Origin of the sequence: Paramagnetospirillum magnetotacticum MS-1 (assembly GCF_000829825.1) — a bacterium.
GTDB classification, from domain to species: Bacteria; Pseudomonadota; Alphaproteobacteria; order Rhodospirillales; family Magnetospirillaceae; genus Phaeospirillum; species Phaeospirillum magnetotacticum.
Genome location: NZ_JXSL01000022.1, coordinates 76,894 through 103,810 on the forward strand (window position 1 = coordinate 76,894; position 26,917 = coordinate 103,810).

A 26,917-nucleotide genomic window follows, 5' to 3' on the forward strand; every position below is an offset into this window, starting at 1 on the left:
CAATGCGGTGGCTAATCCGATCGAGCAGTTCAAGATCCAGCCGTTGGTTCCCCTCAAGGTGGGGAGCGTGGACATTTCGTTCACCAATTCCTCCGCCATGATGGTGCTGTCCATCTGCCTGATCACCCTGTTCCTGACTCTGTCGGTCCGGTCCCGCGCCCTGGTGCCCGGCCGCTGGCAGTCCATGGCCGAGGTGTTCTACGAATTCATCGCCGGAATGCTGCGCGACAATGTGGGCCAGGAAGGGCGGAAGTACTTCCCCTTCATCTTCTCGCTGTTCATGTTCGTGCTGTTCGGCAACCTGCTGGGCATGATGCCCATTCCGGTGATCGGCTTTACCTATACCAGCCATGTGATCGTCACCTTCGCCATGGCCCTGGTGGTGTTCGTGGGCGTCACGGTGATCGGCTTCGCCCGTCACGGCACCCATTATCTGCGCATGTTCTTCCCGCACGGCGCGCCCATCGCGACGGCGGTCATCCTGATCCCCATCGAGCTGATCTCGTATTTCTCGCGTCCCTTCAGCCTCGCCGTCCGTCTCTTCGCCAACATGACCGTGGGTCACATCATCCTCAAGGTCATGGGCGGTTTCGTGGTGTCGCTGGGCGCGTTCTACCTGATCCCGGGCGTTGTTCCCTTCGCCTTCCTGTCGGCCATCACGGTGCTGGAATTCGGTATCGCGCTGCTGCAGGCCTATGTGTTCACCATCCTCTCCTGCATCTATCTGCACGACGCCATCCACATGCACTAAGGTGGTCGGCCGGGCGGTTTGCCGGTTGGGTTACGTTTCAAGTTTCATCTGTTCCGTTTTGTCCTGAAGGAGTTGAGTAAATGGAAGCGAGCGCTGCTAAGTTCATCGGTGCCGGTCTGGCTGCCATCGGCATGATCGGTTCGGGTATCGGCGTGGGCAACATCTGGGCGAACCTGATCGCCACCGTCGGCCGCAACCCCTCCGCCAAGGCCAATGTCGAGCTGTACGGCTGGATCGGCTTCGCGGTGACCGAGGCCATCGCGCTGTTCGCCCTGGTCGTCGCCCTGATGGTTCTCTTCGCCTAATCGCGAAGAACTCTCCTTACGGAACGGTAGGGTCCGCGGCAAGGTGCTGTAACAGCGTCTTGCCGCGGTTCACCGGCCGCTCCGCCCAGTTTTTTCGGGCCTTCCCCGTTTGGGAGCTTTGGGATGCCTCAATTCGATCCCACCTTCTTCGCGCCGCAGCTGTTCTGGCTGGCGCTCACCTTCGTCACCTTGTACTTCGTGATGTCGACGGTGGCCCTGCCCAAGATCGGTGCCGTTCTCGACGAGCGTCAGCGCAAGATCGACGACAACCTCGACAAGGCCGCTCAGTTGAAGGCCGAAGCCGAGGCCGCCGTGGCCGCCTATGAAAAGGCCCTGGCCGAATCCCGCGCCCACGCCCAGTCGGTGATCAAGGAAGCCTCGGACCGCCTGGCGGCCGAAGCCGAGACCCGCAATCGCGAGCTTGCCGCCCGTCTGGCCGATCAGGTCAAGGCTGGCGAGGCCCGCATCGCCGAGGCCAAGGACAAGGCCCTGGCCAATGTCCGCGACGTCGCCATCGACGTTGCCGGCGCGACCATCGCCCGTCTGGTGGGCAGCCCCGCCGACAATGCCCGGCTGGAAGCCGCCGTCGCTAGCGCCCTCAAGGAGCACGGCAAATGATTTCCGTCGCTTACGCCGCCGACGCCGCCCACGCCGCCGCCCACGGCGCCTTCTACACCGAACCCCACTTCTGGGTCGACGTGGCCTTCATCCTGGTGGTGGCCCTGGCTTTCAAGCCGGTGTCGCGCGCCATCGCCGCCGCCCTGGACGCCCGCTCGGCCAAGATCAAGTCCCGTCTCGACGAGGCCCACAAGCTGCGCGAGGAGGCCCAGGAAATGCTGGCCACCTATCAGCGCAAGCAGCGTGACGCCATGAAGGAAGCCGAAGAGATCATCGCCCATGCCAAGGCCGAGGCCGAGCGCCTTGCCAAGCAGGCGGCCAAGGATCTCGAAGCCTCCATGAAGCGCCGCGAACAGATGGCCATGGACCGTATCGCCCAGGCTGAAGCCCAGGCGGTGCGTGAAGTCCAGAACCTGGCCGTGGATGTCGCCATCGGCGCCGCCCAGAAGGTCATCGGCGAAAGCCTGTCGGCCGCCCAGACCGGCGCGCTGCTCGACAACGCCATCAAGGATCTGCCGGGCAAGCTGCACTAGCCCGCCCGATCCGGACCAAACAGAACCCCCGCTGGGCGACCGGCGGGGGTTTTTGTTTGGCTGGCCGGGAATTCTTCACCACGACGGCACGAAGGAGAGGGAAGAAAAAGGAAGGAGAAAAGGACAGAAGATTATCCCTTCTTCATGCTCCTTCCCGCCTTCATGCCTTCGTGGTGAGCAGAGGCCTCACCCCAGATCGAACAGAAGGAACTCGGCCCCGCTTTCCGAAGACAGGGCCAGCTTTGCCTCGTCCTCGATGGCCGCGCCGTCGCCGGCCGCCAGGACTTGACCATTGATCACCAAGGTCCCTGCCACCACCTGAATCCAGGCGCCGCGGCCGTCCGCCAGATGGTGGGTAAGAGTGTGGCCGGGGCTGAGGATGCTGGCATAGATGGCCACATCCTGGTGCAGGATCAGCGAACCGTCGCGCCCATGGCGCGAGGCGATCAGGCGCAGATTGTCGCGCTTGGATTCATCGTTGAAGACGGCCTGACTGTAGCCGGGGGTCAGCCGTTGCGCCTCCGGCAGTATCCAGATCTGCAAAAGGTGCAGGGTCTGGTCCGAAAGCGGATTCATTTCCGAGTGACGGATCCCGGTTCCGGCGGTCATGGCCTGGACCTCGCCGCGCCGGGTCAGGCTATGCGCGCCCGTGCTGTCCTTATGCTCGACGGTGCCGTTGATCACATAGGTCAGGATCTCCATGTCGCGGTGGGGATGGGTGTCGAACCCGGTTTCGGGGGCCACCCAATCCTCGTTGATCACCCGAAGGGCCCGGAAACCCATATGGGCCGGATCGAAATAGTCGGCGAAAGAAAAGGTATGGCGGCTGTCCAGCCAGCCGTGATTGGCGTGGCCGCGTTGGGCGGCGGGGCGCAGATGAAGGGTCATCTCACATCTCCTGTTGGTTTGTTCCCATGCCCAACAGATAGGCTGCTGGAGAAAATTCAACAATTAGCAATGACGTAACAATACTGTTGCTATTGGCGCAACCATCATATCACGCTGCGGCATTGACTCCCGCGCCTCCCTCTCGCTATAAACTGAACTGAACGGTTTAGTTTCGGACATGCCATGAAAAAGCCCATCGCCATTGCTGCCGCCTTGATCGTCGCCTCCATCGGGGGGTGGAGCCTGCTTCGCTGGTCCCAGGACTGGCGCTGGCAGGAATCCACCGACGACGCCTATGTGGATGGCGACATTACCGCCATCTCACCCAAAGTGGCGGGACATGTGGTCGAGCTTGCCGCCCGCGACAACCGAATGGTGGCCAAGGGTGATGTGCTGGTCCGTATCGATGAGCGCGATTACCGGGCCCGTCTGGACGAGGCGGCGGGGCAGGTCAAGGCCCGCCTGGCCCAACTGGTGCAGATCGACGACCGGGTCGCCGTGCAGGAATCGGTGATCGCCCAGTCGGGGGCCTCGATTTCCGCCGCAAAGGCTGAAGTGGTGCGCGCCACCGCCGATTTCGAACGGTCGCGCAAGCTGGTGCGCGAGGATTATGTCAGCCGCCAGCGCTTCGACATATCCCAGGCCGACGCAGCCCGCGCCGCGGCGGGGCTTACCGGTTCGGGCGCCCAATTGCAGGGCGCTCGGCGGCAATTATCGGTACTGGCCTCCGAACACAATGTGGCCCTGGCCCAGTTGGAGCAGGCCAAGGCCGCATTGATACTGGCCGAGACAGAGTTGGAAGCCACCGTCATCCGCTCTCCCGTGGATGGGGTGATCGGCAACCGCGCGGTGCGGGACGGCCAATATGTGCGTCCCGGCCAGATGCTGCTGGCCGTGGTACCTCTGGGCAATGTCTGGATCGACGCCAATTTCAAGGAAACCCAGATCGGCCGCATGAAGCCCGGCAACCGGGCGGAGATCAAGGTCGATGCCTTTCCCGGCGCGGTGATCACCGGTACGGTGGACAGCTTCGCCCCGGCTTCGGGCGCCAAGTTCAGCCTGTTGCCGCCTGAAAACGCCACCGGCAATTTCACCAAGGTGGTCCAGCGCATTCCGGTGCGCATCCGGGTCGATCCCGACAGCCCCCTGGCCGGACAGTTGCGGCCCGGCCTGTCGGTGGTGGTCAAGGTGGATACGCGGGACGAGGGGAAATGACAACGTCCCCAGCCACGCCTCCGCCTCCCATCCGGCCCGAGGACAGGGTGGTCACGGCCCGCGACTGGGTGGGCTTCATGGCCATGGTGGTGGGGATGTTCATGGCGATCCTGGATATCCAGATCGTCGCCAGTTCCATCGCTCAGATCCAGGCGGGCGTCTCGGCCTCGGCCGAGGAGATCAGTTGGGTCCAGACCTCCTATCTCATCGCCGAGGTGGTGATGATCCCGCTATCGGGCTGGCTGGCCCGCGTTGTCTCCACCCGCTATCTGTTCTTCGCTTCCTGCGTCACCTTCACCGTGGCCAGCGCGGCTTGCGCCGTGTCGTGGAGCATTGAATCCATGATCGCCTTCCGCGCCATTCAGGGCTTTCTGGGCGGCGCCATGATTCCCACGGTTTTCGCCACCACCTACATCATCTTTCCACCGCGCATGCAGGCGACCATGTCGGTGGTCATCGGCCTGACCGCCACCATGGCGCCCACCATCGGCCCCAGCCTGGGAGGCTGGCTGACCGAGACCTGGAGCTGGCATTGGCTGTTTCTGGTCAACGTGGTGCCGGGCGTGGTGGTGGCCAGTCTGGTCTATCTCTTCGGACGCAGGGACAAGCCGCAACTGCACATGCTCAAGGGCTTCGACCTGGCGGGCATCGTCCTGGTGGCGCTCTTCCTGGGCGCGCTGCAATACGTACTGGAGGAAGGCCCCGGCGACGACTGGTTCGAGGACCGCCGCATCGTTTTCGTATCGCTGATCTCGGCCATGGCCGGGCTGGCCTTCGTCTGGCGGGAACTGACCGCCAAGTCGCCGGTCGTTGATCTGCGGGCCTTTTCCGACAGCAATTTCGCGGTGGGCTGCCTTTATTCCTTCATCATCGGCATCGGGCTTTATGGCTCGGTCTATGTCATCCCGCTCTATCTGGGCCGCGTGCGGGGCTATTCGGCGCTGGAGATCGGCATCACCATGATGGTGACCGGGCTGTTCCAGGCCCTGTCGGCACCCCTGGCCGGGAATCTGGCCCGTCATGTGGATCTGCGCTATTTGCTGGGCATGGGTCTGGCCCTGTTCGGCGGCGGATTGTGGCTGAACAGCCACCTCACCTCGGAATGGGGGTATTGGGAGATGTTCCTGCCCCAGGCGGTGCGCGGATTGTCGCTGATGTTCTGCTTCGTGCCCATCAATGCGGTGGCCCTGGGCCATCTGCCCCAGGACAAGGTGCAGAACGCGTCGGGGCTTTACAATCTGATGCGCAATCTGGGCGGCGCCATCGGGCTGGCCGCCATCAACACCGCGCTCACCCACCGCATGGATATGCACTATTTACGGATTTCCGAAAGCCTGACCGCCGCCAGGGGCGCGGCGGTGGGAATGCTGGACGGGCTGTCTTCGCGTCTGCAGCCCCTGCTGGACGGCGGTGCCGACCTGGCGGCGCTGAAGTTCCTGTCGCAGCTTTCCCGGCGTGAAGCCATGACCATGGCCTTCGGCGATGTTCTCCTGATGATGGCTTCGGTCTTCGCCCTGGGCCTTGTCCTGCTGCCCCTGCTGCAACCGGTCCGCCATCCCAGCGCGGGAGGGGGAGCGGACGCACATTAAACCGGAACGCGATGGAAGCTGTGGAAACAGATGCCGCTTCCATGCATGATTGCGGTTCAGGGAAAAGCCAGGACCGCCATAGAAGCGGCCGGCGGCAAACGTCAAACGGGGGAAGCGGTGCCGACCTCACGCAACATAGAATCCGCGCATGTTTTTGCGGTGCGGCTGATGCAGCACCTCGTTGTGCCCACTTTCGTGATCAATGCCGAACGGCGCGTGATCATCTGGAACAGGGCCTGCGAGCGCCTGACCGGCGTTCCCGCCCACGAGGTGATCGGCACCTCAGATCACTGGCGGGCCTTCTATGATGAACAGCGCCATTGTCTGGCCGATCTGGTTCTGATGGGCCGCCCCGAGGCCATGGACGAGCTTTACGTCACCCATGCCGAGCCCGGCGACAGCACCCATGGCCTCAGGGCCGAGAATTGGTGCGTCATGCCCCAGGTGAAAAAGCGCCTTTATCTGGCGGTGGATGCGGGTCCCATCTTCGACGAGGACGGCGCTCTCATGGCGGTGGTGGAGACGCTGCGCGACCAGACCGAGCAGAAGCTGGCACAGATGGCGCTGCAAAGCCTGGCGGTCAAGGATGGGCTGACCGGACTGGCCAATCGCCGCTCCTTCGACGAGAAGCTGGAGGCCGAGTGGCTGCATAATCAGCGCGAAGGCACCAGCATGGCCGTCCTGCTGATGGATGTGGATCACTTCAAGCTCTACAACGACACCTATGGTCACCAGATGGGCGACACCTGCCTGAAATCCGTGGCGGCCGCCATCGACAAGCAGGTGTTCCGCCCGTCGGATCTGGCGGCGCGCTATGGCGGCGAGGAATTCGCGGTGATCATGCCCAACACCGACCTGGACGGGGCGCGCCACGTGGCCGACCGCCTGATCGAGGCGGTGCGCGAGCTGCGGCTTCCCCATAGCGCCAGCCAGACCGAGGATTGCGTCACCATTTCCCTCGGCGCGGCCGCCTTCATTCCGTCCGACCAACGCGGCTCGGGCGATCTGGTGGCGGCGGCCGACGCGGCGCTCTACCGCGCCAAGCACCAGGGCCGCAACCGCGTGGTCTGCGCCGACCGGGTGGCGGAACTGGTGGAGGCCTAAAGCGTGATGCCTTAAATATGCATCACGCTTTAGCTTCACTTGTTATGCCCTCTGCCTTAGCGGGCGCCTCCGCGCCCTTGGCCGCTCGCTCAATGCTTGCCTAGAGCACCGCCCGATTATTTCGGGCAGGGATGGCGCTGGGGGTCGGCTTCGTCGCAGACCGCCACGCCGCGCAGGAACTGGGACCATTCCTTCAGCATGTCGGGAGGGACGGGGGCCGTGGCATTGCGCTCGAAGGGCTGGCCGCGCCAGATGCGCTCGACCACGTAAAGCGCCTGGGCGCCCCGGATGGCCTTGACGGCGACCAGACCGCCCAGACCGCTCTGACGGCCCTTGGTGCAGGTGACGGTCAGGGTCGAGACGGGATAGCCGTTGCTGTTGCCCTCGGTTACCGGGCTGGGGCCCGACGCCTCGCAGTTGGTGCGGCTGGCCTCGATGATCCGCTGGATATGTTCGCGGGCATCGGCCTTGGAATCGCCCATGACCTGGATGGTCAGCATCTCGTTCCACTTCTCGGCATTCTGGCCGGGCGGAAAAAGATGGGTGGTCAGCGCATTGCCACCCCGGCTGGTTCCGGCCTCCAGCCATCCAGCGGGCGGGACCAGCAGCAGCCTTTCGCTCAATTGACCGCTGCCCGAGGCCTGCGGCTCCTGAGCCGGGCGTCCTTGCTGGCGCATCTGCGCCTCGGCGGGAAGGGCGGATATGGCCAGGGGCACAACTGCGAGAAGGGCAAGCCGACGCATCATCTGTTCATTTCCCTCAATAGGCTTTGGCCAGGGCGTGGCGCGCCACCTTGCGCATCAGGGTGGGCAGCGCCTGTTCCTCGAGCCGGTCCAGAGGGCACCATACACCACGGACCGCCGCCTGGGCAGAGGCGCGTCCCGCCGCCACCGTCAGTTCCAGGTGGAAGTGGGTAAAGCTGTGAGCCACCACACCCGGCAGAAGCTTCCAGGACTTGGCGGGCAGGGGAGAGGCGGGGGCGGCCTCGTCCAGGCTCCAAGCCGCCTCGCGCCAGTCGGTGGAGGGAAATTCCATCATGCCCCCCAACAGCCCCTTGGGCGGACGGCGGCGCAGCAGCACCGATCCGTCCGGGGCGGTCAGCCAGAAAACCACGCCCCGCCGCGTCGGGCGCTCCGCCTTGGCCAGTTTGGCGGGCAGGGTTTCGGCGATTCCCTGAGCCTGGGCCTGGCAGGTGGGCCGCCAGGGGCACAGGCCACAGGCCGGGCCGCGCGGCGTGCATATGGTGGCGCCCAGATCCATCACCGCCTGGGCGTAATCGCCCGCGCGCAAGTCGGGCGTCAGTGTCGCCGCCAATTCCTTGATCCGGGGTTTGGCGGCGGGCAGAGGTTCGGTTACCGCGAACATCCGCGCCATCACCCGCTCCACATTGCCGTCCACCACCACCGCCCGGCGGCCGAAGGCGATGGCGGCGATGGCTGCCGCGGTGTAATCGCCGATCCCCGGCAATTGCCGCAATCCCGCCTCGTCGTCGGGAAAGCGTCCGCCCCGCCACTCGGCCACCAGCTTGGCGCAGGCGTGGAGGTTGCGCGCCCGGGCGTAATAGCCCAGTCCCGCCCAGGCGGTCATCACCTCGTCCACCGGCGCGGCGGCCAGATCCTCGACCCTGGGCCAGCGGCGGGTAAAGGTCTGGAAATAGGGAATCACGGCGGCGACGGTGGTCTGCTGCAGCATCACCTCGGACAGCCAGACATGATAAGCGTCGGCGGTCTCGCCTGGGCCATAGCGCCACGGCAGAATCCGGCGGTCGCGGTCGTACCAGGCAAGCAAGATGGCGGAGAGGTCGGCAGGACGCATGCCCGAACCATAGTGCAAATCCCCCGCCTCGGGTATGCTTGTAAGATGGCCGACCCCAAGCAAAAGCCCCCGAACAAGCCGTCTGACGAACGCCGCACCCATGGGCTGGTGTCCATCGCCGTGCCCAGCGATCGGGTGACGCGCCCGGTTTTCGGCCGCCATGGCTTTGCCGGAGGCGCCCTGGTGGTGGACTGGCCCGCCATCGTCGGTTCGGCGGTGGCCAGCCATACCCTGCCCATCGGCATCAAGTTTCCGCCTAAGGAACGCACCGAGGGCAGCCTGACGGTCAAGGTGGATTCCGGCGCCTTCGCGCTGGAGATGCAGCATCTGGAGCCGCTGATCCTCGAGCGCATCAACGGTTATTTCGGCTGGAAGGCAGTGGCGCGGCTGAAACTGCGCCAGGGTCCCTTGCCCGATTCCGCCAGGGCCAGCCCCAAGGACGCGGTGCCGGGTTCGCCCTCCAATGCCCCGCTGCCGGCTGGCGAGAGCCTGGCCCAGGTGGAGGACCCGGATCTGCGCGCCGTGTTGGAACGCCTGGGCCGCCTCCTGGCCAAATGATTGCCCTAACCAAATCCTAACGGCTTGCCATATAGTATGAGAGGTTGCCGCAAGCGGCATGGAGCCACCGGATGAACGCCTTTCACGACTTCGCCGACATGACCCGTGATTACGGGCTGGTACGTTATTTCGTGATGACCGTTGCCGTGGCCTCGTTCCTGATGCTGATCCTGTTTCTGTGGGGTCACATCCCCGACCAGCCCGAGGCGCCGGCCGCCCTTCCGGCCGTAACGGCTCCGCAATCGACGGCTCCCTCCTCGTACTGACCTCCCTACGCCTTGTGCGCGGGCGGATCACCACCTAATATCCCGGCCGGATTTCCCATTTTCGGAGGGACCTTGAGGTGAAGCCGTTCCATCGTCTGCTCGGTGCCGCCGCCGCGCTGTTTCTGGTGACCCAGACCGCCGCCGCCGCCGATCTCAGCTATCCCATCGATCAGGTCCTGGGCAAAGCCGATGCGCCCATCACGGTGATCGAATACGCTTCGACCACATGTCCCCACTGCGCCACCTTCCACAAGACCACCCTGCCCAAGTTCAAGGCAGAGTGGATCGAGACCGGCAAGGCCCGGCTGATCTATCGCGACTTCCCCACCGGGCCGCGCGGTCTGTCGGTGGGCGCCTCCATGATCGCCCATTGCGCGGGCCCCGAGCGCTATTTCGGCCTGCTGGCCCTGATCATGGAGCAGCAGGAGAAGTGGATGAGTTCTCCCAATCCCCTGGTCGAGCTGAAGAAGCTGGCCAAACTTGCCGGGATGGGCGAGGACAAGGTGGATGACTGCCTGAAGCGTCAGGATCTGGCCAGCGCCATCAACGAGCGGGCCAAGGAGGGCAACGAGAAGCTGGGAGTGGAGAGCACGCCTTCCCTGATCATCGGCGGCAAGGTCACTCCCGGCGCCATCCCCTATGACGAGTTGGACAAGCTGCTGAAGGCCGCGTCCAAGTAGAATAACACAGGGCGGGAGCCTTCCCCGGGTGATCCAGTTCACCAAGCTGCGTCTGTCGGGCTTCAAGTCCTTCGTCGATCCGGCGGAGCTCGTGATCGAGCCCGGCATGACCGGCGTGGTCGGCCCCAATGGCTGCGGCAAGTCCAATCTTATCGAGGCGCTGCGCTGGGTCATGGGCGAGACCTCGGCGCGCCAGATGCGCGGCGGCGAGATGGACGACGTCATCTTCGGCGGCACGTCGGGGCGGCCTGCCCGCAACGTGGCCGAGGTGATGCTGGGACTGGACAATACGGCGCGCACCGCGCCCCCCCAGTTCGACCGCGACGAGATCGAGGTCATGCGCCGCATCGAGCGGGGCAACGGTTCCAACTACCGCATCAACGGCCTCGATACCCGGGCGCGCGACGTGCAATTGCTGTTCGCCGATGCGGCCACGGGGGCGCGGTCCTCGGGGCTGGTGAGCCAGGGTCGGGTGGGCGCCCTGATCAATGCCAAGCCCGCCGACCGGCGGTCACTGCTGGAAGAGGCGGCGGGCATTTCCGGCCTTTACTCCCGCCGTCACGAGGCCGAGCTTCGCCTCAAGAATGCCGAGCTGAACCTCTCGCGCCTGGACGACGTGCTCGCCACCCTGGACGAGCAGTTGAAGTCGCTGCAAAAGCAGGCGCGCCAGGCCAACCGCTACCGTACGCTTTCGGAACAGATCCGCAGGGTGGAGGCTCAGGTCCTGTATCTGGGCTGGCTGGAAGCCTTGGTTGCCGTGGATGCGGCGCGCGCCGCTTTGCGCGAATCGGAAATGAAGGTGGAGGAGGCCACCGGCCACGCCGCGAACGCTTCGGCCTTCCAGGCGGAAACCGCCGCCGGTCTGCCCGATCTGCGCCGCGCCGATGCCGAAGCCGCCGCCTTGCTGCAAAAAGCCATGGCCGAGCGCGAGCAATTGGAGGCCGAGGAGGGGCGTCTGGCCGAACTGCGCCGCGACCTGGAACGCCGCCTGGAACAGGCCGGGGCCGATCTCCAGCGTGAACACGCGCGCGCCGCCGATGCCGCCCAGGCTCTGGCCCGGCTGGAGGAGGAACGCGCCCTGCTGGCCGAGGCGGGCGAAGGCGAGGCCGAGGCCAAGCTTCTGGCCGAGCAGGCGGTGGATCTGGCCGCCGAGGCCGTGGTCTTGGTGGAACAGGAACTCTCCGCCCTGATGGAGGAGGTGGCTGCCGCCGATGCCGAGCGCGCGGCCGCCCTGCGCCGTCTGTCGGAAAACGAGACCCGCCTTGGCCGCCTTGCCGAGCGCCTGGCCCTGACCGAGCGCCAGAAGGCCGAGATCGAGGGCGAAAGCATCGACCGCTCCGATCTCACCGCCTTGGAAATGGAGTTGGAGGAGACCCTGGAATTCCTGGAGGAATCCAGGGAACAGGCGGAAAAAGCCGACCGCCGCCGGGTGGAAGCCCTGGCGGCGCGCGAATCCGCCCGCGACGCCTTCCAGGCCGCCAATGCCGCCCGGTCGCGGCTGCAGGCCGAGGCCGACGGCCTGCGTCAGGTGTTGGCCCAGGGAAAGGCGGGCGATCATCGTCCGGTACTCGACGACGTTTCGGCGCGTACCGGTTTCGAGCCCGCCTTGGCCGCCGCCTTGGGCGAAGACCTTTCCGCCCCCCTTGATCCCGCCGCGCCGCTACACTGGGAGGATCTGGGGCCGCTGGACCATCCTCCCGCTCTGCCCGATGGCGCCGAGCCCCTGGCGCGCTTCGTGGCGGCGCCTCCCCAACTGGCGCGCCGCCTCGCCCAGGTGGGCGTGGTCAAGGATATGGCCAGCGGCGAGGCCTTGCGCGCCCTGCTGGCGGTGGGCCAGCGTCTGGTGACGCCCGAGGGCGATCTATGGCGCTGGGACGGCTATGTGGCCCGTTCGGGCGCGCCGTCGCCCATGGCCCTGCGTCTGGCCCAGCGCAACCGCCTGCGTGAGCTTGAGGCCTCCCTGGACGATGCCGCCATGGGGGTGGGGGAGGCCGAGGAGAAGGTCGAGACCGCCACTCGCGAAGTGGACAGTGCCGCCGAGGCCGAGCGCCGCGCCAAGGAGGCGGTGAAACAGGCCGAGGCCGAGGCCGCCAAGGCCCGCGACTCCCACGCCAAGCTGTCCCAACGCTTCGCCGCCTTCGAGACCCGCATGGCCGCCGCCACCCAGGCCTGGAACGATGCAACCGCCGACCACGCCCAGGCCGAGGCCGATCTGGCCGAGGCCCGCGCCGCGGTGGCGGCCTTCCCCGAATCCAGCGATGGCCGCGACAAGGTCAATGTGCTGCGCGCCTCACTGGCCGAGCGCCGCTCCACCCTGGTGGAGGCCCGCTCAAGCCTCGACGGCGTGGCCCGCGAAGGTGCCGAGCGCCGCCGCCGCCTTGATGCCTTGGACGGCGACGCCAAATCCTGGCGGGCCCGCGCCGAGGCCGCCAAGGCCCATGTGGATGAACTGGCCGAGCGGCGCGAGGAAATCGCGCTCGAGATGGAACGCCTCGCCAGCCTGCCCGACACCATCGCCAAGCGCCGCGCCGAATTGCTGGACCGCCTGGAAAACGCGGAAACCGCGCGCAAGGCCGCCGCCGATGCGCTGATCAGTGCCGAGCAGCGTCTGGGGGAGGCCGATCGCCGCATGCGCGAAGCCGAAGCCCTGCTGGCCAATGCCCGCGAGGAGCGTATCCGCCGCGAGGCCGCCGTCTCCGCCGCCGATCAGGCCTGCCGTGGCGTGGCGGTGCGCATTGCCGAGCGTCTGGACATGACGCCCGAGCAGTTGCGTGAAGTGGCCGGTCTGGTGGAAGAGGAACGTCCCGACCCCGAGGAGCTTCAACGCAAGTTCGACCGTCTCTCGCGCGAGCGTGACAATATGGGCCCCGTCAATCTGCGCGCCGAGCAGGAGGTGGAGGAACTCGAAGCCCGAATCGGCGGCATGGTGGCGGAAAAGGACGATCTGGTCTCGGCCATCGCCAAGCTGCGCCACGCCATCGGCGACCTCAACCGCGAAGGACGCGAGCGCCTGCTGGCCAGCTTCCAGGCGGTGGACCAGCATTTCCGCGATCTCTTCGTCAAACTGTTCGGCGGCGGCCGCGCTCATCTGGCACTGACCGAATCCGCCGATCCCTTGGAAGCCGGGCTGGAGATCATGGCCAGCCCGCCGGGCAAACGATTGCAGCAACTCTCCTTGCTGTCGGGTGGCGAACAGGCGCTTACCGCCCTGGCCCTGCTGTTCGCCGTGTTCATGACCAATCCGGCGCCCATCTGCGTGCTGGACGAGGTGGACGCGCCCTTGGACGACGCCAATGTGGACCGCTTCTGCTCGCTGGTGGAAGGCATCGCCGGCGTCACCAAGACCCGCTTCCTGATCGTCACCCACCACCGCATGACCATGGCCCGCATGGACCGCCTCTATGGCGTCACCATGGCCGAACGCGGGGTTTCGCAACTGGTCTCGGTCGATCTGGCCCAGGCCGAGGCCTTGCGCGACAAGGTTCTGGCTTAGGGCGCCATATGCGACACACGGTCATCCTGAGGCGTAAGCCAAGGATCTTTCAGGCAGAAGCGGCAGCCGACCCTTCCTGAAAGGCTCTTCGGCTTGCCCGGTTCAGATTTCCATGAGAGCCCCGAATGACAGAGCCAATGCGGAATTCATCTCGTCATGGAACACGGATAGACACGGATGCCGCTTCGCGGCCACGGACGAACACGGATTATGACAATCTTATAGGGTCGTCTTGAGCGTTTCCGTGTTTATCCGCGAGCGGGGCGAAGCACCGCATCCGTGTCATCCGTGTCTCATGACTCCACGTCTGCCAGTACAAGGCCGGTATGACGAGGAAAAGAAGATGTAGACGAAGCTAGCGTCCACGGGCGACAGCCCGTCATTTCGACGCACTACACCTGCCCGATGGGCGGCAGGGTGACGGAGAAGCGCGAGCCCTGGCCGGGGGTGGACTCCACCCAGATGCGGCCGCCATGATGCTCGACGATCTTCTTGCAGACGGCCAGACCGATGCCGGTGCCCTCGTATTCGCCGCGGCGGTGCAGGCGCTGGAAGATGAGGAAGACGCGCTCGAAGTATTTGGGCTCGATACCGATGCCGTTGTCGATCACGGTCAGAATCCATTCCTTGCCGGTATTCTCGGCTTCGATGGAGATGACCGGCTTGCGTTCGGGATCGCGGTACTTGATGGCATTGCCGATCAGGTTCTGGAACAGCCGCATCAGTTCTTCGGCGTCGCCCAGCACGGTGGGAAGGACTTCGGGCGGGGTGGCGAATTCGGCGCCGCATTCCTCGATCTTGGGAGCCAGGGCGCGCAGGGCCCGTTCCACCACGCCTCCCAGCGATACCGGCAGCATGGGGCGCGTCACGCGGCCGATGCGGGAATATTCCAGCAGTTCCAGGATCAGGCGATCCATGCGGGTGGCGCCGTCCTTGGCGAAGGCGATGAATTCGCGGGCGTCGTCATCCAGCTTGTCGTTATAGCGCCGCGCCAGCAGATCCACATAGGACGAGACCATGCGTAGAGGCTCGCGCAGATCGTGGGAGGCCACATAGGCGAATTGCTCAAGCTCGGTGTTGGACCGCTCCAGTTCGTCGGCCTTGTCGCGCAGGCTCTGTTCCGCCCGGTGCTGCTCGGTGATGTCTTTGATGGTGCCGACCATGCGGGTGGGGCGGCCTTCGGCGTCGCGCTCGATCTTGCCCAGCCCGGCGACCCAACGTTCCTCCCCGTCACAGGGCCGGATGATGGGGTAAACCTTGTCGAAATCATGCTGGCCCGCCTGAATCTCCAGCAGATAGGCGCCCATCTCGGCCCTCATGGCCGGGGCCACCAGTTCGAGCCAGCCCTGGCCGGTGCGGATATAGTCGGTAGTGATGCCGAAAATCGTGTCCAGAATGGGCGAACTGCGCCACAGGTCGGTGCGGATGTCGTAGTCGTAATAGCCCAGCTTGGCCACGCTCTGGACCTCAAGCAGCAAGGCCTGGTGTTCGCGGATGGCGATTTCGGCCTGCTTCTTCTCGGTGATATCTTGGACGGTGCCCAGGATTTCCTGTGGTTCGCCCGTCGGAGCCGTGGTGAGCAGGGCCTTGGCGGCCACATATTTGACCTCTCCTCCGGCAGTGATGACGCGATGCTCCACGTCATAGGGCGCGCCGGTCAGAAGGGCGGAAATCGCGTCCTGAACCTGGGCCCGGTCGTCAGGGTGGACCATCGCCATCACCGTGGTGAAGGTGACGGGGGTGCCAGGGGTGATGCCGAAGATGCGGTAGGTCTCTTGCGACCAGCGCACATGGTCGGAGGGAAGGTCCACTTGCCAGGAGCCGATATGGGCGACGCTCTGGGCGCGGTTGAGCGTGGCCTCGCTGTTCTTGAGTTCGGCGCGGGCCGCCACCTCGGTGTGATAGCGGCGCAGCAGCATGACGAACAGGGCCGAAAGCACCAGGATGCCGACCCCCACCATGGAGGACATGCGGATGGTTTGGCGTCGCCACTCGCCCAGGACGGTCTCCACCGGAATGGCGGTGATGACGATCAGCCCATAGCGGTTGATGCGCTGAAAGGCGGTAATGCGGGAAAGGCCGTCCAGGGGCGAATCCGTGACGGCGGTACCTCTGGGCTTGCCCTCGGCGATGGCGGGAAAGGCCTTGGAATTGTCGACCTTGCGGCCCACCGCGCCCTCCATGAACGGCTGGCGGGCCAGGATGATTCCGTCGGGACGTTGCAGATTGACGACGGCTCCGCCGCCCAGGCCAAGGGTCTGGAAAAAGGCCTGGAAGGCGTCGGCCTTGAGGGTGGCGCCCACCACTCCGCCGAAACTGCCGTCGGGATTGGTGATGCGCCGGCTGACGATGATGACCTGATTGCCCGTGACGAGGCCAGTTATCGGCGCGCTGATCAGAGGTATATCGGCAGGGTCGGCCCGATGGGCGACGAAATAGTCGCGTTCGACGATGGAAATCGGCCTGAAGGGAAAGCTTTGACCGTGCAGACGGATGATTCCCTGGGCATCGGCCATGTACAAGATGGGCACGGCGGACATGGCGTCGCCGTAATCACGGAGGATCTGCCAGGATTTATGGTCCTGGCTCAGCTTTTCCCAGTCGCCCATGTGGCGTAACTGGGTTCGGGCCGCCTTCAAAGCCGTGTCGGCGCCTTCGATGGTGCGCAGCACCTGTTCGGCGGCCAGATCGGCCAGGGACTGGGTGCGGTACTCCGCCTGGGCCATGAATATGTCGCGGTCGTGCAGGGCGGTCACGGCCGTCCAGGCCACGACGATCCCCATGGCCAGACCCCATAACACCAGGGGCCACCACTTGATGGGGACGGCCGAGGCGGAAGAGCGGCGGGAGGCGGAAGGCAAAGCTTTGACCATGCAGATTGCGTCGATTCTATCCAATAGTATAAAAGCCCATGGAATGCGTAAAGCGGATAGATCAAATCGCTCAAAAACAAAGGGCCCCGCCGCGGCGGGGCCCTCATAATATTCGCAGAGTAGTAGGTGTTATTGCTTAGCCGCGCGCCATCTTGGCCAGACGCATGCGCAGTGCGTTCAGCTTGATGAAGCCCTGGGCGTCGCGCTGATCATAGACGCTGTCTTTCTCGAAAGTGACGTAGTCCATGCGATAGAGCGACCTGGGCGACTTGCGGCCGACCACCGAGGCGACGCCCTTGTAAAGCTTGAGCCGCACGGTGCCGGAGACGTTCTCGCTGACCTTGTCGATCATGGTCTGGATGGCGACACGTTCGGGGCTGAACCAGAAGCCGTTATAGATCAGCTCGGCATAACGGGGCATCAGCTCGTCCTTGAGGTGGGCCTCGCCGCGATCGAGCGTCAGGCTTTCCACGGCGCGATGCGCCACGATCAGCACCGAGCCGCCGGGGGTCTCGTAGACGCCGCGGCTCTTCATGCCGACGAAGCGGTTTTCCACCAGATCCAGACGGCCGATGCCGTTGGCCCCGCCCAACTGGTTGAGCTTGGTCAGCAGGGCGGCGGGCGACAGGCGCACGCCGTCGATGGCCACGGCGTCGCCCTTCTCGAACTCGATTTCCACATAAGTGGGCTTGTCGGGGGCGTTCTCCGGGCTGACCGAGCGGGTGTACATGTCGTCATTGGGCTCGATCCACGGATCTTCCAGCGCCTTGCCCTCATAGGAGATGTGCAGCAGATTGGCGTCGGTGGAATAAGGCGCCTCGCCGCGCTTGTCCTTGGCGATGGGAATCTGATGCTTCTCGGCGAAGTCCAGCAGGGCGGTGCGCGAGTTCAGGTCCCACAGACGCCAGGGCGCGATGACCTTGATGTCGGGCTTCAAGGCGTAATAGCCCATCTCGAAGCGGACCTGATCATTGCCCTTGCCGGTGGCGCCGTGGGACACGGCATCGGCGCCCACCAGATTGGCGATCTCGATCTGACGCTTGGAGATCAGCGGCCGGGCGATGGAGGTGCCCAGCAGATAGACGCCCTCGTACAGCGCATTGGCGCGGAACATGGGGAAGACGAAGTCCTTCACGAATTCCTCGCGCAGGTCGTCGATGAAGATGTTCTCTTCCTTGATGCCCATCAGGCGGGCCTTGGCGCGGGCCGGTTCCAGTTCCTCGCCCTGGCCGAGATCGGCGGTGAAGGTCACCACTTCGCAACTGTACTGATCTTGCAGCCAGCGCAGGATGATGGAGGTATCGAGACCGCCGGAATAGGCCAGAACGACCTTCTTGACTTCGCCCTTCATGGCAGACGCCTTTCCGAGATGGGGAGGGAATTGGGCGCGCAGTATAGGCAAAGCGCGCCCGAGGGCAAGGAGAGTCAGCCGTGATGCTCGTCGATGATCCCTTGGGCGGCGCGGGCCTTGGCGCGGCTGGCCTTTTCCCGCTGGCTTTCCGAGCGCAACTGGCCGCAAGCCGCCAGGATGTCGCGGCCCCTGGGCATGCGGATGGGGGCGGAATAGCCGGCATCTTGCAAGATGTCCGAGAAGGCCTTGGTGGTCTTGATGTCGGGAGTCTCGAACTCGGAGCCCGGCCAGGGATTGAACGGGATCAGGTTGAACTTGGCGGGCAGGCCCTTGATCAGCTTTAAGAGCGCGCGGGCGTCGGCGGCGGAATCATTGACGCCCTTCAGCATGATATATTCGAAGGTGATGCGCCGGGCGTTGGAGGCGCCGGGATAGTCGCGGCAGGCCTGCATCAGCTCCTTCAAGGGGTACTTCTTGTTGATGGGCATGATGCGGTCGCGGATCTCGTCGGTGACCGCGTGCAGGGATACCGCCAGATTGACCCCCAACCGCTCGCCGCAGATCTTCATCATGGGAACCACGCCCGAGGTGGACAGCGTGATGCGGCGCTTGGAGATGCCGATTCCCTCGCCGTCCATGGCGATTTCCAGGGCGGTGGCGACGTTCTCGAAATTATAAAGCGGTTCGCCCATGCCCATGACCACGATATTGGACAACTGGCGTCCGCCGTCATCGGGAGTGGGCCACTCGCCATAGGAATCGCGGGCCACCATGAACTGGCCGACGATCTCGGCCGCGGTCAGGTTGCGCACCAGCAACTGGGTGCCCGTATGGCAGAATCGACAGGTGAGCGTGCAGCCCACCTGGGTGGAGATGCACACCGCGCCCCTGTCCTCGTCGGCATCGGGGATGTAGACGGTCTCGGCCTCATGCCCATCGTCGAACTTCAGCAGCCATTTGCGGGTGGTGTCCGCCGAGATCAATTCCTTGGTCATCTGCGGGCGGCGCACCACATAGCGCTCGGCCAGGGCGCCGTGCATGCTCTTGGAGATGGAGGTCATCTTGGCGAAATCGGTTTCGCCGCGATTATACATCCAGTGCCAAAGCTGCTTGGCCCGGAAGGGCTTTTCGCCGATGGCGGCCATCTCGGCGATCAGCTGATCGCGCGACAGGCCGATGAGGTTGATCTTGGTGTCGGTCATGAAGGCAACACATAAGGATGACGGCGCCGCAAAGCAATGGTGCGTTGCGGTTCTCTTATCAAGCTGGTTATGATCCATGCTTAACCGGTCGGTATATTTTGGAGGTTGGCATGGCACCCCCGTCCCGCAGGGAAGATCTGGTCGAAGCGGCATTGCGCCTGTTTTTGCGCGATGGCTTTCACGCCACGGGCATCGCCGCCATCCTGGACGAGGCGGGGCTGACCAAGATGACGCTCTACCACCACTTCAAGTCCAAGGAAGAGCTGATCGTCGCGGCGCTGGAACTGCGCGACCGGCGCTTCCGCGATTGGCTGTTCGGCCGCGTGCAGGCCATGGGCGGAACACCGCGCGCCCAGGTGCTGAACATATTTGAGGCCTTGGGAGAGTGGTTTCGGGGCGAGGCGCAAATCGGCAATGACGGCCCCGAGGCGTTCTGCGGCTGCCCCTTCGTCAAGGCCTCGGCGGAATATGCCGATCAGGCGGACCCCATTCACCGGGTGGCCAGCGATCACAAGCGCCGCATCGTCGAGACCTTGGGCGAGATGTGTCACAAGGCGGAACTGCCCGAGCCTGAGCGTCTGGCGCGGCGCCTGGTCCTGCTCAAGGAAGGCGCCATCGCCGACGCCACCATCGCCGGAGATTCCTTGGCGGCCGCCGAGGCCAAGCTGATGGCCGTGCGGATGCTGTAGGGGCTGATTTAGCGGGCTGCGGAAAAAACTCTCGTCATTCCCGCGGACTGCGGGGGTGACGAAATCCAAGTGGGCCAGCGGAGTTTTTCCGCAGCCTGTCAGGGCGCGCCGCCCTAAGTATTGTTACAGAAAAAGCCGAAGCCCCGCCGGAGACGTCATGCTCCGCGCGGGGCTTATGGCTTGGGGACCTACAGGTCCTATGTATTCGGCGCAAAGGCCGATAAGTCGTTCGACAGATATGTTGTAATGCAGTGTGCTAGTATCTCAGCACCTCAAACTCGACCCGGTGGTGTCATGCTGTCAACATCCTCCTCACCGATGCAGACCGCGCCTCAACTGAGGTGGACGGCTCATCGGATACTGTTGTGACAACCTTCCAATCCCGGTGCGCCTCCATCTTTGTTACGGGTTAATTATCGCCAAGCCGGGGGCAATTGTCAAGAACTAGCCCCTCATCCGGCGTAAGCAAAAGGGCGCTCCCGCAAGAGCGCCCTGGTTGCGGTTTACTCCACCAGTTCGGGGATCTTGTCCGCCGTCTTGTGGATGGTGGCCAGGAACTCGAATGCCAGCTTGTTGTCCTCGCCCACCCGGATGCGGACGATGCCGCCCTTGGAAAGGCGTCCGAACAGCAGTTCCTCGGCCAGGGGCTTTTTGATGTGTTCCTGGATGACGCGGGCCAGGGGCCGTGCGCCGAACGAACGATCGTAGCCCTTCTTGGACAGCCAGGCGCGGGCTTCGTCGGTCAGTTCGATGGTGACGTCACGGTCGCCCAACTGGGTTTCCAGATGCATGACGAATTTGTCGACCACCTGGGCGACGATTTCGGGCGTCAGGCTGGCGAAGGCGATGGTGGAGTCCAGGCGGTTGCGGAATTCCGGGCTGAACATGCGGTTGATGGCGTCGGTATCGTCGCCTTCCCTGCTTTCGCGACCGAAGCCGATGGCCGATTTGGCCAGATCGGCGGCGCCCGCATTGGTGGTCATGATCAGGATCACGTTGCGGAAGTCCACGGTCTTGCCGTTATGGTCGGTCAGCCGCCCGTGATCCATGACCTGGAGCAGGATGTTGAACAGGTCGGGATGGGCCTTTTCGATTTCGTCGAGCAGCAGGACGCTGTGCGGATGCTGGTCGATGGCGTCGGTGAGCAGGCCGCCCTGGTCGAAGCCCACATAGCCGGGCGGCGCGCCGATGAGGCGCGAGACCGAGTGGCGCTCCATATACTCGCTCATGTCGAAGCGGGTGAGCTCGATGCCCATGATCTTGGCCAATTGGCGGGCCACCTCGGTCTTGCCGACGCCGGTGGGGCCGGAGAACAGGTAGCAGCCGATGGGTTTTTCCGGTTCGCGCAGGCCAGCGCGGGCCAGCTTGATGGCGCTGGCCAGGGCTTCGATGGCCTTGTCCTGGCCGAAGACCAGGGTCTTCAGGTCGCGTTCCAGGTTGCGCAAGGCCTCCACATCGTTGGTGGAAACGCTTTTCGGGGGGATGCGGGCGATCTTGGCGACGATGTCCTCGATGTCCTTGACCGTCACCGTCTTGCGCCGCTTGGATTCGGGCAGCAGCATGCGTGACGCGCCCACCTCGTCGATGACGTCGATGGCCTTGTCGGGCAGCTTGCGGTCGGTGATGTACTTGGCCGACAGCTCCACCGCCGCCTTGATGGCTTCGGCGGTGTAGCGGACCTTATGGTGGCTTTCGTAATAGGTCTTGATGCCGTTCAGGATCTTGATGGCATCGGGGATGGAGGGTTCCGCCACATCGATCTTCTGGAAGCGCCGCACCAGGGCGCGGTCCTTTTCGAAGTGGTTGCGGAACTCCTTGTAGGTGGTCGAACCGATGCAGCGCAAAGACCCTGAGGCCAGGGCGGGCTTCAACAGGTTGGACGCGTCCATGGAGCCGCCCGATGTGGCGCCAGCGCCGATCACCGTATGGATCTCGTCGATGAACATCACCGCGCCGTCGTAATTTTCCAGTTCGGTGACCACCGCCTTCAGGCGTTCCTCGAAATCGCCGCGATAGCGGGTGCCCGCCAGCAGTGCGCCCATGTCGAGAGCGAAGATGGTGGCGTTCTTGAGGACGTCGGGCACCTCGCCATTGACGATGCGCCGCGCCAGTCCTTCCGCGATGGCGGTCTTGCCCACGCCGGGATCGCCCACATAGAGCGGGTTGTTCTTGGACCGGCGGCACAGAATCTGGATGGTGCGGTCGATTTCCTCATCGCGGCCGATCAGCGGGTCGATCTTGCCCTGGGCGGCCTTCTTGTTGAGGTTGACGCAATAGGCGTTGAGCGCCTCCTGGCCCTTCTTGACCACCTTGTCGGGATTGGCATCCTCGTCGGCGCCGTGGACGGTGCGGCTTTGGCCGCGGCCCGGCGCCTTGGCGACGCCGTGGCTGATATAGTTGACCGCGTCCAGCCGGGTCATGTCCTGGTTTTGCAGGAAGTAGACGGCGTGGCTTTCGCGTTCGGAGAACAGCGCCACGATGACATTGGCGCCGGTCACTTCTTCCCGGCCCGAGGATTGGACGTGGATGGCGGCGCGCTGCACGACGCGCTGGAATCCGGCCGTAGGCTTGGGGTCGGTGCCGCGGGGGCTGACCAGTTCCGACAGATTGGTGTCGATGAACTCGCCCAGGTCCCGTTTTAGTTTGTCGATGTCGACATTGCAGGCGCGCAGCACGGCCACGGCGTCCTGATCATCGGTGAGTGCCAGCAGCAGATGCTCGAGCGTCGCGTATTCGTGACGGCGCTCCGAGGCTTGAGACAAGGCACGGTGCAGGCTCTGCTCCAGGTTGCGCGACAGCATAGGGGCCGATCCTTATCCAAGGGGAACGCAGGCGGGAGGCCAGCTATTCCTTTTCTATCGTACACTGCAGCGGATGTTGGTTCTGGCGCGCCAGATCCATGACCTGGGTTACCTTGGTCTCCGCCACCTCGTATGTGTAAACACCGCAAATCCCGACACCGCGGGTATGGACATTGAGCATGACGCGGGTCGCGTCCTCGCGGCTCTTGTTGAAAAAGCGCTCGAGGACATGCACGACGAACTCCATGGGAGTGTAGTCGTCGTTCAGCATCAGGACCTTGTACATGGACGGCTTCTTGGTTTTCGGGCGGGTCTTGATGACCACTCCCGTTTGACCGTCGTCGCCGCCCTGCTTGTCGTTGCCGTTTTCGCTCATGCCTGTGTGCTTGGACCTTGGTTGCATCTTTACACCCCTATCATATTGGGTGCGGATGGCCGGGGAAAAGGCCCCTTTTTCCGCATAAGGGGAATGCAGGCACGAAAAAAGGCCCGGCGGTTGGCCGCCGGGCCTCTTGACAGAGATCAAGTCGCCGAATTAGGCGGCCTTCTTCACCAGCTTGTCGACGGTGGCGTTGACGCGCTGGCTGATGGGGGCCAGGGCGTCTTCGACCAGCTTCACCGACTGCTCGGTGAGACGGGTGGACTCGACAACCAGCTTGTCGACGCCAGCCTTGGCGATGTCGGTCTGCAGGTCGATGTATTCCTTCAAGGTCTTGGCCGACAGCAGGGTCTTGGAGGCGGCGACCTGCTCTTCGATGCCAGACTTGGTCAGGCCGATGAAAGCCTTGGAGATGTCCTGGAAGCCCTTGGCGAAGATGGTGCCGGCCTTGACGAAAGCTTCCACATTCTCCTTGCCGAAGGACAGAACGTCCTCGTAGCCCTTATAGGCGGCGGTCTGGGCCTTCACGGCGGCCTCGACCTGCTCCTTGCTGATGGCGACGGCCTTGTCGTAGCCCTTGGCGGCGGCTTCGGAGGAGGCCTTCACCACGCTGTCCAGGGTCTCCTTGGAAGCGGCGACGGCGACATCGACCTGCTCCTTGCCGAGCGCAACGGCCTTGTCGTAACCCTTGGCGGCCACGTCGGCGGAAGCCTTCACCACGGTCTCGATGGTCTCCTTGGAGACGGCGACGGCGGCCTCGACCTGCTCCTTACCGATGGCGACGGCCTTGTCATAGCCCTTGGCGGCCTTGTCATAGCCCTTGACGGCGGCGTCGGCGGAAGCCTTCACCACGGTCTGGATGGTCTCCTTGCCGACGGTGACCGCCTCTTCGATGGTCTTGACGGCCTCGGCATGGGCGGCGGCGATGGGGGTCGGGGCGGGGGCGGCGACGGCCTTGACCGGAGCGGGAGCGGGGGCGGCAACGGCCTTCACCGGAGCGGGAGCGGCAACGGCCTTGGCCACGGCGGGGGCGGCGGTCGCCTTCACCGGAGCGGGGGCGGCGACGGCCTTGGCGGCGGGCTTGGCAGTGGCAGGCTTGGCCTTAGTGGTGGTGGTCATGATGTGGATTCCCTGTCTTGAGTGAGCGGCAGGGGCGCAAACCGCCCCATGCTGCATTGCAACATGGGGCGTATAGTGAGGCCTGACTAGCAGCGAGTCAATAGGATATATTGCGCTGCAACATATCCTTAACCGGCTATGCTTTCAGATGTTCAAGCGGCCTTCTTTTCCGCCAAAAAGGCGGCAAGGGCCTTGTCGTCCTTACGGATGTGCTGGCTCAGCCAGGTAGCGACATAATCGAACAACTCGCCCCCTGCCTCGGCGCTTCCCGCGGCAATGGCGGCGCGCAAGGGATCGACCCGCTCGAAGAAGGCGTGGTGCGATCTGCGATGGGTTTCGATCTCCGCATAGGCGCTGCGGCTCATCAGGCTTTCTTCCTCGGTGAAATGGCTGCGCATGGTGCGGTCGAGCTCGGCCAGCAGGGGGACGGCCATCTGACTGCCCTCGCCGCTCATCATTTGACGGTAGGCCTTGTTGACCAGTTCGAACAGGTCGCGGTGATGTTTGTCCACCGTCGCTTCGCCGGTTTCGGCCGTGGCGTCCCAATGAAGCAGAGTCATGTCTTTCTTGTCCGAGCGGACCTGGGCCAGGAAGACGCCCACTTCGTGACGGAGAAACTCCGCTTGCCGTGACAGGTCGCCCGAGGATTCCTTGATCTGTTCCGCCGCCTGTCCGGTTTCTCGGGCGGCCTGCTCCACCGAGACGATATTGCTGGACACTTCCGAGGTCCCGGCCGCGGCCTGTTCCACATTGCGGGCGATTTCGCCGGTGGCGGCGGTCTGCTCCTGGACGGCGGAGGCCACCGAGGTGCTGATCTCGCCCATTTCGCCGATCACCGTGGAAATGCTGTCGATGGCGGCGACGGCGGCGCTGGTGCTTTGCTGCACCGCCGAGATCTGGCTGCCGATCTCGCTGGTGGCGCGCGCGGTCTGGTTGGCCAGATTCTTCACCTCGTTGGCGACGACGGCGAAGCCTTTGCCAGCGTCGCCCGCGCGGGCCGCCTCGATGGTGGCGTTGAGCGCCAGAAGATTGGTCTGGGACGCGATGTCGTTGATCAGATCGACGATTTCGCCGATGCGCCCCACATTCTCGGACAGGGCCCGAACCTGTTGCGTGGTGTGGTCGGCCTCTTCGCGGGCGCGCTCTGCCACGGCCTGGGAACGTTCCACCTGATGGGCGATTTCGTTGATGGAGGCGGCCAGTTCCTCGGTGGCGGCGGCGACGGTCTCCACATTGGTGGAGGCCTCCTGGGCGGCCGAGGCGACGGTGGTGGCCTGGGAACTGGTCTCGGTGGCCGTTCCGGCCATCTGGCCCGAGGCCGCCTGAAGCTCGGTGGCCGCCGAGGTCACGGTCTCGATCACCTTGCCGACGCTGTCTTCGAAGGTGTCGGCCATTTTGCGCATGGCCATCAGGCGGTCGGCCTCGGCCTGCTTCTTCTGCCGTTCCTGCTCGGCTTCCAACTGACGGACGCGGACCAGTTGATCCTTGAAGTGCGCCACCGACTTGGCCATGACCCCGATCTCATCGGCCCGACCGGCGAAGGGCACCTCGACATCGAGATTGTTGCTGGCCAGTTGCCCCATGACCCCGGTCATGGCGTCGATGGGGCCCAGGATGGAGCGGGCGATCAGGACGGCGAAGGTCAGGCCGATAATCACGGCCAATACCGACAGAATCCGGGACTGAAGTTCCTTGGCGTTGATCGTGTCCCCGGTTTCCTGGCCCAGGCTCGCTAAGCGCTCCAACTGGGAGTTTTTCACCTTGGTGGACTGATCGGCGAATTCGGCGGCCAGGGCGGCGTTGTCCTTGGTGACGATCTGATCCATGGCGGTGGTGGCATCCACCAATTGCCGGAAGACGGAGGCGTAGGCGGGCAGGGATTGAGAGAGGCTGTCCACCACTTTGCGGGTGCGCGCGTCGCGGGCCTGGGTTCCCAGAGTCTTGACCGCTGCTTCTGCGGCGGCGATCTGATCGTTGGCGGCCTGGGCAAACTGGGCTTGGGGGGTTGCCAGGAAACGGTTGGCATTGAGCCGGGCCAGCAGCAACTGCTCCTGCGCCTTGCCCGTATGGGCGGCGGTGGTGTAATCGCCTTCAGCCATGGCGGCGTCCATGAGGCCGGTCAGTTGGCTGCGCATGGCGGCGCCCGAGGGAACCAACTGCTCGTCCAGCATCTTGTCGCGCTTGGCGCGCAGGGCGATGACCTTCTCGAAATTGGCGTTATAGCCGTCCACCAGTGCCTTCATCCGTTCGAGCGCAGCCTTTCGCTCGGGATTGGCCGTGGCCGAGATGGCTTCGCCCAGATCCTTGGCAAGCTCAGATTGCAGCACCCGCACGCGGGTCAAAGCCTTCTCGTCGCCCAGGCTGCCGGTAAAGAGCAGCACATTGCGCCGCAGGCCAACCACGTTGCGGTCGATGGACAGGACCCGAAGCGTGTTGGTGTTGATCCTTTGGTACTGATCGATATTGGTCTCGATGGCGATGAAGCCGAACCCGACCACGACCGCAATCGCGATCAGCAGGCCGAGAATGGTTAGAAAGCCGCCATAAATGCGGTTCTTGACGGTGAACGAGATCGTCATCGTACCCCCCCCTAACAGACGGCATGCGGCTTTCTACCGCCCCAAACGCCATACGACCAAGGAGTATGTCAAAACCACCCCTTGGAAAGGGTACCTAAAACTATATATG

General features: G+C 64.2%; 22 protein-coding genes. 12 read left to right on the top strand and 10 right to left on the bottom strand.

Going from position 1 to position 26,917, the window contains the following annotated elements:
* Positions 1-7 precede the first annotated feature (7 nt).
* From CCC_RS05455 to CCC_RS05470, 4 genes are all read left to right on the top strand, one after another.
* Positions 8-751 (top strand): F0F1 ATP synthase subunit A, encoded by a 744-nt coding sequence (locus CCC_RS05455; protein WP_009870553.1) that lies wholly within the window; start codon positions 8-10, stop codon positions 749-751.
* Between the two features lie 80 nt (positions 752-831).
* Positions 832-1,056, top strand: coding sequence for a F0F1 ATP synthase subunit C (locus CCC_RS05460; protein ID WP_009870554.1), 225 nt, complete (start codon positions 832-834; stop codon positions 1,054-1,056).
* Positions 1,057-1,179: 123 nt separating this feature from the next.
* A complete protein-coding gene (locus CCC_RS05465; protein WP_009870555.1) occupies positions 1,180-1,674 on the top strand; it encodes a F0F1 ATP synthase subunit B family protein in 495 nt (164 codons plus the stop codon).
* Positions 1,671-2,207, top strand: a complete 537-nt coding sequence (locus tag CCC_RS05470) for a F0F1 ATP synthase subunit B family protein (protein ID WP_009870556.1) — start codon at positions 1,671-1,673, stop codon at positions 2,205-2,207. The genes CCC_RS05465 and CCC_RS05470 overlap by 4 nt, the downstream gene beginning before the upstream one ends.
* 186 nt (positions 2,208-2,393) lie before the next feature.
* Here the strand turns inward: CCC_RS05470 and CCC_RS05475 are convergent, their stop codons facing one another.
* Entirely contained in the window at positions 2,394-3,095 is a 702-nt protein-coding gene (locus CCC_RS05475) for a pirin family protein (protein WP_009870557.1), read from the bottom strand.
* A 183-nt stretch (positions 3,096-3,278) separates the two neighbouring features.
* Here CCC_RS05475 and CCC_RS05480 point away from each other — a divergent pair, with 183 nt between their 5' ends.
* The 3 genes from CCC_RS05480 to CCC_RS05490 all read left to right on the top strand — a co-directional run bounded on the left by CCC_RS05480 (position 3,279) and on the right by CCC_RS05490 (position 7,003).
* A complete protein-coding gene (locus CCC_RS05480; RefSeq protein ID WP_009870558.1) occupies positions 3,279-4,310 on the top strand; it encodes an HlyD family secretion protein in 1,032 nt (343 codons plus the stop codon).
* Positions 4,307-5,899 carry a DHA2 family efflux MFS transporter permease subunit gene (locus CCC_RS05485; RefSeq protein ID WP_152619704.1) on the top strand — a complete coding sequence of 531 codons (1,593 nt, stop codon included), beginning with the start codon at positions 4,307-4,309 and terminating at the stop codon, positions 5,897-5,899. The genes CCC_RS05480 and CCC_RS05485 overlap by 4 nt, the downstream gene beginning before the upstream one ends.
* Positions 5,900-6,067: 168 nt before the next feature.
* Positions 6,068-7,003 carry a sensor domain-containing diguanylate cyclase gene (locus CCC_RS05490; RefSeq protein ID WP_236686311.1) on the top strand — a complete coding sequence of 312 codons (936 nt, stop codon included), beginning with the start codon at positions 6,068-6,070 and terminating at the stop codon, positions 7,001-7,003.
* A gap of 116 nt (positions 7,004-7,119) precedes the next feature.
* On the opposite strand, the gene CCC_RS05495 is transcribed toward CCC_RS05490, so the two are convergent.
* Together CCC_RS05495 and mutY are read right to left on the bottom strand one after the other, a co-directional pair.
* Positions 7,120-7,749 (bottom strand): hypothetical protein, encoded by a 630-nt coding sequence (locus tag CCC_RS05495; protein ID WP_041040213.1) that lies wholly within the window; start codon positions 7,747-7,749, stop codon positions 7,120-7,122.
* A 13-nt stretch (positions 7,750-7,762) separates the two neighbouring features.
* Positions 7,763-8,818, bottom strand: a complete 1,056-nt coding sequence (gene mutY / locus CCC_RS05500) for an A/G-specific adenine glycosylase (RefSeq protein ID WP_009870562.1) — start codon at positions 8,816-8,818, stop codon at positions 7,763-7,765.
* Positions 8,819-8,863: 45 nt separating this feature from the next.
* Here mutY and CCC_RS05505 point away from each other — a divergent pair, with 45 nt between their 5' ends.
* The 4 genes from CCC_RS05505 to CCC_RS05520 all read left to right on the top strand — a co-directional run bounded on the left by CCC_RS05505 (position 8,864) and on the right by CCC_RS05520 (position 13,815).
* On the top strand, positions 8,864-9,376 hold the full coding sequence (locus CCC_RS05505; RefSeq protein WP_009870563.1) for a DUF721 domain-containing protein: 513 nt from the start codon (positions 8,864-8,866) through the stop codon (positions 9,374-9,376).
* 71 nt (positions 9,377-9,447) lie between these two features.
* On the top strand, positions 9,448-9,642 hold the full coding sequence (locus tag CCC_RS05510) for a hypothetical protein (protein ID WP_009870564.1): 195 nt from the start codon (positions 9,448-9,450) through the stop codon (positions 9,640-9,642).
* Between the two features lie 77 nt (positions 9,643-9,719).
* Positions 9,720-10,322, top strand: coding sequence for a DsbA family protein (locus tag CCC_RS05515; protein ID WP_009870565.1), 603 nt, complete (start codon positions 9,720-9,722; stop codon positions 10,320-10,322).
* A 28-nt stretch (positions 10,323-10,350) separates the two neighbouring features.
* Complete coding sequence (locus tag CCC_RS05520; protein ID WP_009870566.1) at positions 10,351-13,815, top strand: AAA family ATPase; 3,465 nt, start codon at positions 10,351-10,353, stop codon at positions 13,813-13,815.
* A gap of 392 nt (positions 13,816-14,207) precedes the next feature.
* On the opposite strand, the gene CCC_RS05525 is transcribed toward CCC_RS05520, so the two are convergent.
* The 3 genes from CCC_RS05525 to rlmN all read right to left on the bottom strand — a co-directional run bounded on the left by CCC_RS05525 (position 14,208) and on the right by rlmN (position 19,241).
* Positions 14,208-16,688 (bottom strand): ATP-binding protein, encoded by a 2,481-nt coding sequence (locus tag CCC_RS05525; protein ID WP_236686312.1) that lies wholly within the window; start codon positions 16,686-16,688, stop codon positions 14,208-14,210.
* A 136-nt stretch (positions 16,689-16,824) separates the two neighbouring features.
* Positions 16,825-18,039 carry an argininosuccinate synthase gene (locus tag CCC_RS05530; protein WP_041040215.1) on the bottom strand — a complete coding sequence of 405 codons (1,215 nt, stop codon included), beginning with the start codon at positions 18,037-18,039 and terminating at the stop codon, positions 16,825-16,827.
* Between the two features lie 74 nt (positions 18,040-18,113).
* Positions 18,114-19,241, bottom strand: a complete 1,128-nt coding sequence (rlmN, locus tag CCC_RS05535; RefSeq protein ID WP_009870569.1) for a 23S rRNA (adenine(2503)-C(2))-methyltransferase RlmN — start codon at positions 19,239-19,241, stop codon at positions 18,114-18,116.
* 110 nt (positions 19,242-19,351) lie between these two features.
* On the opposite strand from rlmN, the gene CCC_RS05540 reads away from it, so the two are divergent.
* Positions 19,352-19,930, top strand: a complete 579-nt coding sequence (locus CCC_RS05540) for a TetR/AcrR family transcriptional regulator (protein ID WP_009870570.1) — start codon at positions 19,352-19,354, stop codon at positions 19,928-19,930.
* A gap of 503 nt (positions 19,931-20,433) precedes the next feature.
* Here CCC_RS05540 and clpA read toward each other — a convergent pair.
* From clpA to CCC_RS05560, 4 genes are all read right to left on the bottom strand, one after another.
* Positions 20,434-22,731, bottom strand: a complete 2,298-nt coding sequence (clpA, locus tag CCC_RS05545) for an ATP-dependent Clp protease ATP-binding subunit ClpA (RefSeq protein ID WP_009870571.1) — start codon at positions 22,729-22,731, stop codon at positions 20,434-20,436.
* 43 nt (positions 22,732-22,774) lie between these two features.
* Positions 22,775-23,107: an ATP-dependent Clp protease adapter ClpS gene (gene clpS, locus CCC_RS05550; RefSeq protein WP_009870572.1), complete on the bottom strand. Its 333-nt coding sequence runs from the start codon at positions 23,105-23,107 to the stop codon at positions 22,775-22,777.
* Between the two features lie 159 nt (positions 23,108-23,266).
* Positions 23,267-24,229, bottom strand: coding sequence for a phasin family protein (gene phaP / locus CCC_RS21060; protein ID WP_052472946.1), 963 nt, complete (start codon positions 24,227-24,229; stop codon positions 23,267-23,269).
* A gap of 152 nt (positions 24,230-24,381) precedes the next feature.
* The gene (locus CCC_RS05560; RefSeq protein ID WP_009870575.1) at positions 24,382-26,808 is read right to left on the bottom strand and encodes a bacteriohemerythrin; all 2,427 of its coding nucleotides are present in this window, start codon (positions 26,806-26,808) and stop codon (positions 24,382-24,384) included.
* Between the last annotated feature and the right edge of the window lie 109 nt (positions 26,809-26,917).

Excerpts from the sequence above, each read along its gene's own strand:
- CCC_RS05485 (WP_152619704.1), top strand. The coding sequence starts at position 4,307 with ATGACAACGTCCCCAGCCACGCCTCCGCCTCCCATCCGGCCCGAGGAC.
- CCC_RS05475 (WP_009870557.1), bottom strand. The coding sequence starts at position 3,095 with ATGACCCTTCATCTGCGCCCCGCCGCCCAACGCGGCCACGCCAATCAC.
- CCC_RS05560 (WP_009870575.1), bottom strand. The coding sequence starts at position 26,808 with ATGACGATCTCGTTCACCGTCAAGAACCGCATTTATGGCGGCTTTCTA.
- mutY (WP_009870562.1), bottom strand. The coding sequence starts at position 8,818 with ATGCGTCCTGCCGACCTCTCCGCCATCTTGCTTGCCTGGTACGACCGC.
- CCC_RS05510 (WP_009870564.1), top strand. The coding sequence starts at position 9,448 with ATGAACGCCTTTCACGACTTCGCCGACATGACCCGTGATTACGGGCTG.
- CCC_RS05470 (WP_009870556.1), top strand. The coding sequence starts at position 1,671 with ATGATTTCCGTCGCTTACGCCGCCGACGCCGCCCACGCCGCCGCCCAC.
- CCC_RS05490 (WP_236686311.1), top strand. The coding sequence starts at position 6,068 with ATGCAGCACCTCGTTGTGCCCACTTTCGTGATCAATGCCGAACGGCGC.
- CCC_RS05480 (WP_009870558.1), top strand. The coding sequence starts at position 3,279 with ATGAAAAAGCCCATCGCCATTGCTGCCGCCTTGATCGTCGCCTCCATC.
- clpA (WP_009870571.1), bottom strand. The coding sequence starts at position 22,731 with ATGCTGTCGCGCAACCTGGAGCAGAGCCTGCACCGTGCCTTGTCTCAA.
- clpS (WP_009870572.1), bottom strand. The coding sequence starts at position 23,107 with ATGAGCGAAAACGGCAACGACAAGCAGGGCGGCGACGACGGTCAAACG.
- CCC_RS05525 (WP_236686312.1), bottom strand. The coding sequence starts at position 16,688 with ATGGTCAAAGCTTTGCCTTCCGCCTCCCGCCGCTCTTCCGCCTCGGCC.
- CCC_RS05460 (WP_009870554.1), top strand. The coding sequence starts at position 832 with ATGGAAGCGAGCGCTGCTAAGTTCATCGGTGCCGGTCTGGCTGCCATC.
- CCC_RS05465 (WP_009870555.1), top strand. The coding sequence starts at position 1,180 with ATGCCTCAATTCGATCCCACCTTCTTCGCGCCGCAGCTGTTCTGGCTG.
- rlmN (WP_009870569.1), bottom strand. The coding sequence starts at position 19,241 with ATGACCGACACCAAGATCAACCTCATCGGCCTGTCGCGCGATCAGCTG.
- CCC_RS05495 (WP_041040213.1), bottom strand. The coding sequence starts at position 7,749 with ATGATGCGTCGGCTTGCCCTTCTCGCAGTTGTGCCCCTGGCCATATCC.
- phaP (WP_052472946.1), bottom strand. The coding sequence starts at position 24,229 with ATGACCACCACCACTAAGGCCAAGCCTGCCACTGCCAAGCCCGCCGCC.
- CCC_RS05505 (WP_009870563.1), top strand. The coding sequence starts at position 8,864 with ATGGCCGACCCCAAGCAAAAGCCCCCGAACAAGCCGTCTGACGAACGC.
- CCC_RS05540 (WP_009870570.1), top strand. The coding sequence starts at position 19,352 with ATGGCACCCCCGTCCCGCAGGGAAGATCTGGTCGAAGCGGCATTGCGC.
- CCC_RS05530 (WP_041040215.1), bottom strand. The coding sequence starts at position 18,039 with ATGAAGGGCGAAGTCAAGAAGGTCGTTCTGGCCTATTCCGGCGGTCTC.